The sequence below is a fragment of the Saccharopolyspora rosea genome (assembly GCF_025643595.1).
GTDB lineage: Bacteria > Actinomycetota > Actinomycetes > Mycobacteriales > Pseudonocardiaceae > Saccharopolyspora > Saccharopolyspora rosea.
On sequence record NZ_CP102826.1, the window covers coordinates 3,719,726 to 3,732,595 of the forward strand.

General features: G+C 68.6%; 8 protein-coding genes. 2 read left to right on the plus strand and 6 right to left on the minus strand.

All coding sequences use genetic code 11. From position 1 onward, the window contains the following. Positions 1-76: 76 nt before the first annotated feature. The 3 genes from NV263_RS17400 to NV263_RS17410 are packed head-to-tail and all read right to left on the minus strand — an operon-like array spanning position 77 to position 2,747. Positions 77-1,180 carry an LLM class flavin-dependent oxidoreductase gene (locus NV263_RS17400; RefSeq protein WP_263247361.1) on the minus strand — a complete coding sequence of 368 codons (1,104 nt, stop codon included), beginning with the start codon at positions 1,178-1,180 and terminating at the stop codon, positions 77-79. After that, positions 1,177-1,914: an ABC transporter ATP-binding protein gene (locus NV263_RS17405; protein WP_263247362.1), complete on the minus strand. Its 738-nt coding sequence runs from the start codon at positions 1,912-1,914 to the stop codon at positions 1,177-1,179. The genes NV263_RS17400 and NV263_RS17405 overlap by 4 nt, the downstream gene beginning before the upstream one ends. Then, positions 1,887-2,747, minus strand: coding sequence for an ABC transporter permease (locus NV263_RS17410; protein WP_263247363.1), 861 nt, complete (start codon positions 2,745-2,747; stop codon positions 1,887-1,889). The genes NV263_RS17405 and NV263_RS17410 overlap by 28 nt, the downstream gene beginning before the upstream one ends. A gap of 900 nt (positions 2,748-3,647) precedes the next feature. Between NV263_RS17410 and NV263_RS17415 the strand changes: the two genes are divergently transcribed. Beyond that, positions 3,648-4,472, plus strand: a complete 825-nt coding sequence (locus tag NV263_RS17415) for an alpha/beta fold hydrolase (protein ID WP_263247364.1) — start codon at positions 3,648-3,650, stop codon at positions 4,470-4,472. 175 nt (positions 4,473-4,647) lie between these two features. Here NV263_RS17415 and NV263_RS17420 read toward each other — a convergent pair whose 3' ends face one another. Continuing rightward, positions 4,648-5,382: an SDR family oxidoreductase gene (locus NV263_RS17420; protein ID WP_263247365.1), complete on the minus strand. Its 735-nt coding sequence runs from the start codon at positions 5,380-5,382 to the stop codon at positions 4,648-4,650. 746 nt (positions 5,383-6,128) lie between these two features. Between NV263_RS17420 and NV263_RS17425 the strand changes: the two genes are divergently transcribed. Continuing rightward, the gene (locus NV263_RS17425) at positions 6,129-9,431 is read left to right on the plus strand and encodes an arabinosyltransferase domain-containing protein (RefSeq protein ID WP_263247366.1); all 3,303 of its coding nucleotides are present in this window, start codon (positions 6,129-6,131) and stop codon (positions 9,429-9,431) included. 397 nt (positions 9,432-9,828) lie between these two features. Here NV263_RS17425 and NV263_RS17430 read toward each other — a convergent pair whose 3' ends face one another. Continuing rightward, a complete protein-coding gene (locus tag NV263_RS17430) occupies positions 9,829-10,857 on the minus strand; it encodes a methyltransferase (protein ID WP_263247367.1) in 1,029 nt (342 codons plus the stop codon). A 541-nt stretch (positions 10,858-11,398) separates the two neighbouring features. Then, positions 11,399-12,607 carry a GTP cyclohydrolase II gene (gene ribA / locus NV263_RS17435; protein WP_263247368.1) on the minus strand — a complete coding sequence of 403 codons (1,209 nt, stop codon included), beginning with the start codon at positions 12,605-12,607 and terminating at the stop codon, positions 11,399-11,401. Positions 12,608-12,870 lie beyond the last annotated feature (263 nt).

The following is a 12,870-nucleotide window of genomic DNA, read 5'->3' on the forward strand; positions in this document are numbered from 1 at the left end:
GGGTCTCCTCTTCAGGTCTGCGCGCGCAGTGGTGCCTGACTCATGGCTCTTTCGCGCGAAATCGCCGCGCCTCGTGTCAGGAAGCCGCTTCGCGGCGGGCGATTTCCCGGCGTACCAGTGGGATCAGCTCGCGGCCGTATTCCACCGCGTCGTCGAACGGGTCGTAGCCGCGGATCAGCAGCGTTGTGACGCCGATGTCGACGTAGTCCAGCAGCGCCGCCGCCACCGTCTCCGGGGTTCCCACGAGCGCGGTCGAGTTCCCCGCCGCGTTCGTGGCCGCCGCCGTGGGCGTCCACAGTGCACGGTCGTGCAGCTCCCCCGCTTCGGCAGCGGCGAGGAGGCGTTGCGAACCGACGTTGGCGACCTCCTGGCCGGGATTCAGGGTCTTCGGCCCGGTGAACGACGCCAGCCCGCCGCGCGCCGCGTTGATCCGGTCGAGGATGTGGTGCGCCCGTTCCCACGCCTGCTCCTCGGTCGCGCCCAGGATCGGCCGGAACGACACGCTGATCCGCGGCGGCTCGGACCGGCCGGCATCGGCCGCGACCTTGCGGACCGCGGCGATCTGCTCGGCGGTCTGCGCCAGCGGCTCGCCCCACATCGCGTAGACGTCGGCGTGTTTGCCCCCGACGCGAAGCGCGGCTTCCGAGGAACCGCCGAAGTACAGCGGGATCCCGGACTGCTGCACCGGGCGGACGACCGCGTTGTGGTCCTCGAATCGGTAGTGCGCGCCCTCGTGGCTCACCGGCCCCTCGGCGGTCCACACCCGGCGGAGGACGTCCAGGTACTCGTCGGTGCGCGCGTACCGCTCGTCCTTGCCCAGGTAGTCGCCGTCGCGGCGCTGGTCCGCGTCGTTGCCGCCGGTGATGATGTGCACCGCGATCCGGCCGCCGGTGAGGTGGTCGGCGGTGGCGAAGGTGCGGGCCGCCAGCGTCGGGGCCACGAAGCCGGGTCGGTGCGCGATCAGGAAGCCCAGCCGCTCGGTGTGCGCGGCGGCGTAGGCGGCCAGCTGGGTGGTCTCCGGGCTGCTCGACCCGTAGCCGATCAGCACCCGGTCGAACCCCGCCTTCTCGTGGGCCTGGGCGAACTCGCGCAGGAACGCCGGGTTCACCGCAGGTCCTTCGGCGGCGTGGATCTCCGAGACGTGCTGCGCCCCGATCATCCCGATGAACTCGACGGTCATGACGAACTCCCCCCTCCGGTCCCGACACCCAGCCAGGACAGCAGTTCCGCGCGCAGCGCCAGGAAAGCCGGGTCGGTGACATCGCGCGCGCGATCCAGGTCCAGCACCTGGTCGTAGCCGATGCGGCCGTCGCGCATCACCAGCACCCGGTCGGCCAGCAGCAGCGCCTCCTCCACGTCGTGAGTGACGAGCAAGATCGCGCAGCCGTGGCGTTGCCACAGCTCGCCGACCAGCTGCTGGGCCTTGATCCGGGTCAGCGCGTCCAGCGCCGAGAACGGCTCGTCCAGCAGCAGCAGATCGGGTTCGCGCACCAGCGCACGCGCCAGCGACACCCGCTGCGCCTCGCCACCGGAGAGCACCTTCGGCCACACGTCCACGCGGTGGCCGAGACCGACCTCCTCCAGCGCTGCCACCGCCCGTTGCTTGTCCGGGCGGCCGGGCAGGCCGAGGACCACGTTTCGCCACACTCGCTTCCACGGCATCAGCCGCGGCGCCTGGAACGCCACTGCGCGCCGGACGGCGACTTCGACCTCGCCGGTCACCTCCCGGTCGAGGTCGGCCAAGATCCGCAGCAGCGTGCTCTTACCGCAGCCGCTCGGGCCGAGCAGCGCCACGAACTGACCTGGTTCGATCTCCAGGTCCAGGTCGTCGAGCACGGTGCGGTCGCCGAAGCGGCGGCTCAGGCCGCGCACCGACGCGGGTTTCACTACGCTCCGCTGAACGCCGGTCGCCATGCCAGCACGGTCCTTTCCAGCAGTCGGACGATGAAGTCGGCGACGAGGCCGAGCAGTGCGTACAGCACCAGGCAGACCACGATCACGTCGGTCTGGAAGAACTCGCGGGCCATGTTCATCTCGTAGCCGATGCCTGCGGTGGCGTTGATCGTCTCGCCGAAGACCAGCGCCAGCCACGCCGAACCCAGCGAATACCGGAGCCCCACCAGGGCGTTGGGCATCGCGGCGGGCAGGATGATGTGCCGCACCTGGGCGAACCGGCCGAGCCTGAGCGTCTCGGCCGCTTCCACCAGGCCCGCGTCGACGTTGCGGATGCCGCCGTAGATGTTCATGTACAGCGGGAAGGTCACGGCCAGCGCGATCAGCACGATCTTGGGCTGCTCGCCGATGCCGAACCAGATGATCAGCAGCGGTATCAGGCCGATCACCGGTACCGTTCGCAGCATCTGTATCGGCGCGTCGATGATGTCCTCGCCGCGCCGGAACAGCCCGGAGAGCGTCGCGAGCACGATCGCGACGACGACGCCGATCACCAGTCCGGCGCCGACCCGTTGCATCGAGGCGGTGATCGCGTCCTGGAGCCGCCCTTCGTCCCAGAGCTCCACCGCGGTGCCGGCGACCCTCGCGGGCGAGGCGAGGACGTCGTCGCTGAGCACCCCGGCGCTGCTGAGGACCTGCCAGATCAACACCAGCGCGATGGGGCTGATCAGCTTGAAAAGCCAACGGGGAACACGGTTTTCACGCAGCGCGGTGCGGGTTTGCACGGTCGTGACGGGGATCGGATCTCGTTCGGTCGGTGCGCCGGTGGGCGCGCGTTCGGTGGATGCGGTCATCTGCACTCTCCGGAGGACATGAGGGCGCAGCGCGGCCACGACGGATCGGCCGCGCTCGGGAATCACGCAACACCGGAGCCGTTTCCGCTGGCGCCGTGAGTACTTCTGGGCGCTGTGGCGCCCAGAAAATGCGCACGGGTGTTCACCAGCGGAGACGCTGTGCGAGGGGCTCCGGTGGTGCTGAAGGCGGTCGCACTACGACGCGCGTGAAGCAGTGGAGAAAGCCGTTACTGGCAACAGAGTGCGGAGGACACGCGCACGAAGTCCACGTAACCTCGTGTCGTCAGGGCCGCTGTCCGGATCACGCCCACGACCGTAGCCAGACGTCCAGGCCGTGTAAACCCAACTCCACAGATTGGGATTGCGACCGGACGCCGGTTACCGGGCCGCCGTCGTGGCCCGCACCGAGCAGATGCACCATCGGCATCGACGCCGAGCCACGATCCCCTTCCCGACGGGGTGCTGAACGTCGCATCCCTGGAATCGGAACGCGTGCACCTGGCCCAGCTGTCCACAGTGCACGCCGACACGCATGGGGACCGAACCCCGTTCAGCTGCAAGGAGATGGTCTACAAGGCTGGGTACCCGATCAGGGACCAGCGGCTGGGCTTCGAGGACGCCCGGCTCGAACCCGGCCCCGCAACCTTCACCGCATCCGCGACGAAGGCGCAGGACGAGCGCGCGGGGTCAGCAGCGGAGAAGGGGAACCCCCAACCTGGTCAACTGTCCGATGTTGGACCGGGCGGCGCTTGGGTGACGTAATGCCCTGGGGAGCCGGGCCAGACCGCGTGGAGCATGGCGTGGTGTTGAGACCGCCTTGAGGACGTGCGCAGGAAGAGATGTGTTCGAGCCGGCGGTGCTGCCTGCGCGTCGTCCGGCAAACGTGAAGGAAGGCATCGGATGGGCACCATCACCACCACCGACGGCGTGGAGATCTACTACAAGGACTGGGGCTCGGGTCAGCCGATCGTGTTCAGTCACGGTTGGCCGCTGTCTGCTGACGACTGGGACGCACAGATGTTGTTCTTCCTGCAGCACGGGTACCGGGTCATTGCCCATGACCGGCGTGGCCACGGGCGATCCAGCCAGCCTGGCGACGGCCACGACATGGACCACTACGCTGACGACCTCGCGGCGCTGACAGCGCATCTGGATCTGGCGGACGCCATTCACGTGGGTCATTCGACCGGCGGCGGCGAAGTGGTCCACTACCTGGCCCGGCACGGCGAGAGCCGAGTGGCCAAGGCCGCGATCATCAGCGCGATACCGCCGCTGATGGTCAAGACCGAGACCAATCCCGGCGGGCTTCCCAAAGACGTCTTCGACGGGTTCCAGGCGCAACTCGCCGCGAATCGCTCACAGTTCTATCGCGAGCTGCCGGAGGGGCCCTTCTACGGTTTCAACCGGCCGGGCGTGGAATCCTCGGAGGCCGTCATCCAGAACTGGTGGCGCCAAGGCATGATGGGCGGCGCCAAGGCGCACTACGACGGCATCGTCGCCTTCTCGCAAACCGATTTCACCGAAGACCTGAAGAAGATCACCGTGCCGGTCCTGGTCATGCACTCCGACGATGACCAGATCGTGCCCTACGCAGACTCCGCACCCTTGTCCGCAAAGCTTCTGCGGAACGCGACGTTGAAGACCTACGAAGGGTTCCCGCACGGCATGCCCACCACCCAAGCGGAGACCATCAACGCCGACCTGCTGGCATTCCTGAGAGAGTGACCTCGCCGCTGTTCAACCGTGAGACCCACGGCCCTCCCAGCGGAGCGCGGGACCGGATGAGGCACGGGCATCGGTGGCATCGGTCGGCTCGGTTCTGGCGGGTCTGGGCCGAGGGCACGCTTACCTGGAGTGCTTCCGCGAGCGTGCGCAGCATCCGCGTCGTCACCGAGCCGAGTCAGCGCGCGAGCCACTCCCGATAGGCGGTCTTGGCGATAACGGCGTCGTCCTTGGCGATGAGGACATCACCCGAGGCGGCGGCGAACATGCCGGCGCTGTTGTCGGTGATGACGGTGCGCTGGTCACCACGGGCGGCGAGGGTGATGTTGCCCAGCTCGTTGAGCGCGAAGACCTCGGGCCCGGCGACGTTGCGGGTGCCCTGCAGCGGAGGGCCCACGGCGACGTCGGCCACGGCCTGGGCGACGTCGGCCGCGGCCATGGGCTGCAGGAGCGTGGCGGGCAGGCGGACGGTGTGCTCGTCGGTGGTCCAGGACAGCACCGAGTCGATGAACTCGAAGAACTGCGTGGCGCGGACGATCGAGTACGGCACCGGGCCGGCCTTGAGGATGTCCTCCTGCAGCACCTTGGCGCGGAAGTAGACCAGGCCCGGCACCTGGTCGGCGCCCACGATCGAGAGGATGACCGCGTGGCCGACGCCGGCTGCCTTCGCGGCCGTCACCAGGTTTTCCATGGTTTTCCGGAAGAACTGGAGCGAGGCTTCGTCGAAGGTCGGTGAGTTCGTCAGGTTGACGACGACGTCGGCCCCGTCCAGCGCCTCGGGCAGACCTCGCCCGGTGAGCAGGTCCAGACCGGTGGACGGCGAGTGCGGCACCGCCTCGTGCCCGCTCCCGTTCAGGATCTTGACCACCTGCGATCCGATGAGCCCGGTCCCACCGATGACAGCGATCTTCATTTCTTCGACCTTCCTCGTTGTCTGGGAGAAATATCCGCGCCTTGAGTGCAACGGGTGCGCTGCGGCTGAACTCGCGGTCAGTCTGCGCGCGAGGCCCGGCGATTCTTGCGCCGGACGAGCTCTTCCTCGTCCACCGGACAACCGCACGGGGGACCTCCCGTGTCTTGATTCAACGGCCCCGCCTCAGGAGGAGACCGCTGACGCCATGACCGGTTCCACCATGCCGTTGGCGGCGGTGCCTCAACCTGAGGCGTTGGTCCTGTGCGACCGGGTCGAACTCGGTAGCCGACCTGAGGACTCGCGGACGCCGACGCGCTTGGCGCGCACCTGTCGGGATCTTCGGCGGCGGCGACCGAACGCTGCTCCCCGGCAGGCCAGCGCCGTGCCGGAGACCGCCGGTGCGCTACCGGCGAGCGTTCGCCGCGCCGCGCGAGTTCGGCGCACCGGCACGAGTCGCGGCAATGGTTCCCGATGTCGAGTCCGGTGCTTGCGCCCTCGCCGTCGATGTGAGCTGCTGCGAGAAACTCGGGAAAGTCAGCTGAGACACACTCTGAGAATTTCTTGAGAAAACGTTCCGAGGCGCGAGGAACCGGCTTCGGCTCGGCGGCCGGGGTGCGCAGCTTTCCCGCACGTGGTCCGAAAATCCCTCCTGGTCAATCCAGGCAACCCGTACGAGCGGGGGAAATCGACGGGCCCGGTCGCGCCCCCGGCAGGACCCGATGATTTCGATGGTTAGCCTGTGGGACGTGGTTGTTTCGGGGTACGGCGGCGCGGACGGACCCGCCCCGCAGGGCGCGTTGCAGAAGGTCCCGTCCGACAGCTCCCGGCGTTCGCGCCGGGGGTTGGTGACGCTGGCCACCCTGTGCGGTCTGATCAGCGCGGTCCTGGCCATCGCGGTACCGTTCCTCCCGGTCACGCAACAGATCGTCGACCTGCAGTGGCCGACCGCGCAGGGGACCCGGGCGGTTTCCGCACCGCTGACCGCGGTGGCTCCGGTGAAGATCGACGCGCGCATCCCGTGCCCGTCGATCCGTGATCTCGAACAACGCGTGCCCGGGCCGGGCACGCTTTTCAACACCAATCCGCCGAATTCCGATTACGGCAAGCTCACCGGCATGTCGCTGACCGTGGACCACGGGTTGCTGACGCTGCAAACCCGGGGCCAGCAACTCGGAACCGTGCCCGTGCCCGACGGGAATTGCACGGTGGACGTGCATTCCGATGTGTCCGGGACGACTGCCACGGTCGGCGGGCACCACCTCGCGGCGGTGCACGGTGACCTGCGGCCGCAAATGACCGGCATCTTCTCCCAACTGAATTCCGGTCAGGACAGCACTGCGGGATTGTCGGTCACCGCGCGGATCGACAACCGCTGGGCCAGCAGCGCGACCGCGATCAAGTGGGCCGCGATCGCCGCGTCCGTTGCGTGCTTCGCCCTCGCCCTGTGGGCGATGCACCGCATGGACGCGATCGCCGGACGGCGCCCGCCCCGCCTGGCTGCGCGCCGCTGGTGGCGGCTGTCCTTCCGGGACGTCGTCGTGCTCGGCGTGCTCGTGCTGTGGTGGCTCATCGGCGCGATGACCGCCGACGACGGGTACTTCCTGACCATGGCGCGCACGCGAGCCGACGCCGGCTACATCGGCGAGTACTACCGGTGGTTCGCCACCGCCGACGCGCCGATGGCCTGGCACGTCGACCTGTACGCGCTCATGACCAAGGTCAGCACGGCCACCCCGTGGATGCGGCTGCCCTCGTTGCTGATGGGGATCGTGTGCTGGTTCCTGATCAGCCGCAAGGTGCTGCCCAGGCTGGGCCAGCAGGTGCGGCGCAGCAGCGCCGCCGGCTGGGCCGCGGGGGCGGTGTTCCTGGCGTTCTGGATGCCCTACGACAACGGGCTGCGCCCGGAGAACCTCGTGGCGATGTTCTCACTGCTGTCACTGACGGCGGTGGAACGGGCCGTTGCCACGCGGCGGATGCTGCCGGCAGGTGTGGGCCTGGTGCTCGCGGCGATGTCGGTCGGCGTCAACCCGCACGGGTTGATGGCGGTGCTGCCGTTCGTCGTCGCGTTGAAACCGCTGCTGAAACTGGTGCGGCGGTTCGCGCACCGGTTCGGCTGGATGCCGGTCCTGGCCACCATCGCCGCGTGCGGTTTCGCGGTGCTCAACCTCCTGTTCTGGGATCAGACGTGGGCCGGTGCCATCGACGCCACCAAGATCCGCAGCGAGATCGGCCCGAGCCAGAAGTGGTATGAGGAACTGGCCCGGTACCAGATGTTGTTCACCCCGGATTCCAACGGGGCGATGACCCGGCGGTTCCCGGTGCTGCTGGTGCTCCTGTGCCTGGCGGTGTGCCTGGTGGTGCTGCTGCGCCGCGGTCAGATCCGCGGGGCCGCGCTCGGCCCGAGCCGCCGGATGCTCGGCATGTCCGCGCTCGCGTTCGTCGTGCTCGCGGTGACCCCGACCAAGCACACGCACCACTTCGGGATGCTCGCCGCCGTCGGCGGCGCCTTGGCGGCCCTGGCCGCGCTGGCCACGAGCACCACGGTCCTGCGGTCCAAACGCAACCGCGCGGTCTTCTTCGCCGGCCTCATGTTCGTGACCGCGCTGGCCGCGACCGGGCCCAACGCCTGGTGGTACGTGTCGAGTTGGGGCGTGCCCTGGTACAACATGCCTCCGCAGGTGCACGGCTGGAAGCTGAGCACGTTCCTGCTGCTGCTCGCCGGGATCGCGCTGGTGGTCGCCTTCCTCGAACACGTTCGGCTCGATGAGAAGAACCCGCCGCCGGCGGTCGTGCCGGAAACCGGCGGCTGGGAGGGGCGCAGCCGCGCGCTCAAACTCGGCACCGCCCCGCTGTCCATCGTGTGCGCGCTGCTCATGCTCTTCGAGGTCGGCAGCCTGGTGAAGGCGATCGACAAGCGGTGGAACACCTACACGATGGGCAAGGACAACATCGAGCAGCTGAGCGGCGGGAGCTGCGGCCTGTCCGACGACGTCTACGTCGAGCAGCACCCGTTGGACAACATGCTGCAGCCCAGCGCGCAGCAGCCGAGCACGCCGGCCCCCGGCTGGACCGTGCCGCAGGACGCCCGCAAGACCGACACCCCGAAGACCTGGCTGCAGGGCAGGCAGCAGGGCTTCACCACCGACGGGGGGCTCCCACCGGAAACGAGCCAGGACCCGGCGCAGCGGCAGTACACGCCGCCGTTCCAGATGGGCGGGCCCAAGGCTCCCTACTGGGGCAGCTACGAGCCGACCGGCTACGGCACCGGCACGATGCGCACCCCCTGGTACCCGCTGCCGCAGCGCGCCCGGGACGGCAAGGTGCCGGTCGTGGTCGCCGTCGCGGGCCAGCTCGGCGGCGCCAACACCCTCACCGCCGAGTTCGGCACCCAGACGCCCGAGGGCTTCAAGGTGCTCGACCGGCGCTCGGTCAGCGCCGCCGGTGGTCCGGGCTGGCGGGACGCACGACTCGTGGTCGACGGCGCCGCAGCCGACGCGGACCAAGTGCGCTTGGTCGCTTCGGACAAGGGCCTCGGCGCCGAGGCGTGGTTCTCCTTCAGCGCGCCCCGCGTGCCGCAGCTGGCCCGCCTGACCGACGTCGTCGCCAAGGCGCCGACGTTCCTCGACTGGAGCGCGGCGATGCAGCACCCGTGCCTGCAACCGTCGAAGATCCACGACGGCATCGCGCAGATGCCGCAGTACCGGGTCTCCGGCGGGGCTGACGTGCGCGACATCGGCGCGGGCTGGTCGTCGCCGGACGCGGGCGGACCGTTCGCGTGGCTCGACGTGGCGACCACGATGCGCGAGCTGCCCACCTACCTGGAGGGGGACGTCAACCGGGACTGGGGATCGCTGTACGAGATCGATCCTTACGTGGCCAACGCCCTGCCGGCGCAGGCGGCCGAGCGCACCCACACCGAGACCCGCTCCGGGTTGACGAGCATGGGGCCGCTCACCGAGCCGATGCACCTGCCGGGGCCGATCCCGAACTCCAACAACCGGACGGATCTGCCCAAGAACGGCCGCGAGGAGACCTCCGACAAGCAGTAGGGGGAGGCGCGCGGGGGCCGTGGACACGACGGCGGCGCGCAGCCGCTCGCCGATCTCGGCCGGGTCCGCCGGCGAGGTCCTTGTAGGGCCGACCCGCCTGGACGCCGGGACGGTCTGGATGAACTCACACCTCGCGCTGGCCAACGAAGTTCCACGGGGCGGGTTCAAGGGATCCGGCCACCAGCGCACTCTTATCCAGCCTGTTACCAGGCGAGATCGCCGCGTTCGTGATCCTGACGGTAGAGAGAGTGCGGGCACCACCCACCCCCACAACGCTGTTGGCAGGCACCCGCGTCAACACAGCCGCATGCTAGATCACTACTCGATCCTCCTCGACTCCGTCGCGCGACGGCCAGATGCAGAACTCGTTGCCCTCGGCAACACCTCAGCATTGACATCATTTTCCATTTTCCGCGCCGAGGCGCCACAGCGAGACCCGTTCTGCCGCTCGCGCCGACGCGAGCGGGCCGTGTGCGGACCGAGCCCGTGGATGTCGTGCGCCCACGCCCAGGCGCTCAAGCACGGCAAGCCCGGCTGCGTCGAACTCGGCCAGCAGTTGCGCACGGGTACGCAGTTCGAGTAGTTCCGCGAGGTCCGATAACACCAGCCAAGCCTCACCTCCGACCGTCAGGTGGTCCGCGACCCCACGAATGAACCGCGACAACATGTGCCCCCCACGGTCGAAAACCGCTGCATCGAGTGGCGAGTTCGGTGTTGCTGGTATCCACGGTGGATTGCAGACCACCAGATCGGCACGTCCAGGCGGGAACAGATCGGCCTGTGTCACGGTCACGCGGTCGCCCACTCCCAGCCTTCGCACGTTGTCCCGCGCACAAGCCACGGCCTGCGGTGCGACATCGGTGGCCACGACACGATGAACTCCGCGTCTGGCGAGTACGGCCGCGAGCACTCCTGTGCCCGTGCCGATATCGAACGCCGTTCCTACTCTTGCCATCTCGGCCGACGAGACGAGATCCACGTATTCGTTGCGGGTCGGCGGAAACACACCGTAGTGCGGATGAATCCTCGCGTTCAGCGCCGGGACGTGTACGCCGTCCCGACGCCATTGATGAGCGCTCAACACTCCGAGAAGTTCCCGAAGCGGGACGACGCACGGTTCCACCAGGTCGCCGTACACCTCGCGGCAGGCAGCACGCACGTCCGGCGCCCGAGGAAGATCCAGTACAGCTCCGGGCCCAAGTTCGATCAGCAGCATTCCGAGCACCCGAGCACGGTTCTTCCGCGCCTGGCGGTGCCGGTAGAAGCTCTTGGCCGGATCCTGTACGGGTTCGGGCGGTCTGCGATCCAAACGTTTGCTCATGCCGGACAGCAATCGCCGAGCATCCGCGAAATCGGCCCGCCACAACATGCCGACACCCTGTGAGGCAAGCCGGAGAGCAAGATCGGCGCGGAGTTCGGTCCCCACGATGTCGACTCTCTTCGGTGGCCGCGCGCCTCCAATCGGCCCCCACTGGGCTGACCTCGAACGACCGTTTTCGCACCAAGAAATCGTCGTATTGCCATGTGCGGCGAAATGTTCCACGAAAGACTCCATGAACAGGAGCCGTCTTCGAACGAGCAGGCACGCATGCAGCGCGATACAGGACACAGCCGCCCGAAGACGGCTCGAAGTGGGTTACACGACGGCCGTCACTCGGACGGCACCCACCAGTCCAGAGCCATGCATGCACAGCACATGCATGCATCATACCTTGGGCCGCACCGGACCGGTCATGCACACAAACCTCGTTGCCTTCGGGAGCGGCGAAGACGATCCATTCCTGCCCATGCTCTTGGTGCCGGGCGAGCTCGACAACCCCCAACTCGCGTGCACGGGACTCCTAGACACGCCCAAAGCGGACGATCTGGAGCTGCACCGCACGCGGGCGCAGGTGGTGACGAGGGTGGCCGAGACGGCCCGTAGTGCAGTCGCCGCGCTCCGGCGGCCCCGGCTCGAAGACACGCTCTCAGGCGGGCTGCCGGAGCAGGTGTCCCATCCGATCGCGCTTGGCGGCCAGGTAGCGGGTGTTGTGCTCGTTCGGCTCCGCTTCGACCGGGAGGCGTTCGCTGACGGCGATCCCGCAGTCCACGAGCGCGCGGCACTTGTCCGGGTTGTTGGTCAGCAGCCGCACCGAGGCGATGCCGAGCTCGGCGAGGATGCGTGCCGCGGGAACGTAATCGCGGCTGTCGACCGGCAACCCGAGCGCCCGGTTCGCCTCCACGGTGTCCATGCCCCGGTACTGCTGGAGCGCGTAGGCCCGGAGCTTGTGCCCGAGGCCGATCCCCCGGCCTTCGTGCCCGCGCAGGTACACGATGACACCGCGTCCGGCGGCGGCGACCGCTTCCAGGGCCATCCGCAGCTGGGAGCCGCAGTCGCAGCGCAACGAGCCGAGCAGGTCGCCGGTCAGGCACTCGCTGTGCAGCCGGACGAGGACGTCCTCGCCGCCGTCGACCTCGCCCATCACCAGCGCGAGGTGCTCCACGCCGTCGGCCTGCTCGTAGCTGATCGCCCGGAATTCGCCGAGGCCGGTGGGGATCGCGGCCTGCCCGGTGCGCCGGATGCCGCAGTGGTCGCGCATCCACTCGACCAGCGCGGCGATCGAGATCATCGGGATGCCGTGCTCGGCGGCGAAGGCGTCCAGTTCGGGGCGGCGCATCATGTCCCTGCGGTCCGGCGTGACGACCTCGCACAGCAGCGCGGCTCCGCTCAGCCCGGCCGCGCGGCACAGGTCCACCCCCGCCTCGGTGTGCCCGGTGCGCTCCAACACGCCGCCGGGCTTGGCGCGCAGCGGCATGACGTGGCCGGGCCGGGCCAGGTCCGCGGGTGCGAGCCGGGGATCCGCCAGTGCGCGGATGGTCGCCGCCCGGTCTCCCGCGCTGATGCCGGTGGTCGTGCCGTGCCGGTAGTCGACGCTGACGAGGAAGGCGGTGCGGTGGCTTTCGGTGTTGGCCGAGACCATCAGGTCCAGCTCCAACTCGTCGGCCCGGCGCTCGTCGAGGGCCACGCACAGGAATCCCGAGGTGTGTTCCAGGAAGAAGGCGACCTCGTCCGTGCTCGCGTGCTCGGCGGCCATGATCAGATCGCCTTCGTTCTCCCGGTCCTCGTCGTCGACGACGAGGACCTTCCCGCCTGCCGCGAGGGCGGCGATGGCTTCGGCAATGCTCGGCGAGGGCATCGGTCTTCTCCTGCACGCGTGTCTCGCCCGGCCCGGCGCTGGGCGGGACCGGACCGGCTGTCTCGGGTACATCAGACGGCACATCCGTCTACGTTCATTTAATGAACGTTCCGTTCGCGGATAGTGGCACCGCGCGGGCCGCGCGTCAACCCGAATCCGCCCACTGCCCTCGCAACATCTCGCCCGGGAAGACTCTTGACGCGGTACGCGAGCGGGGTCACAATACCGGCAATAGTGTTCATATATTGAACTATCTGTTCGTT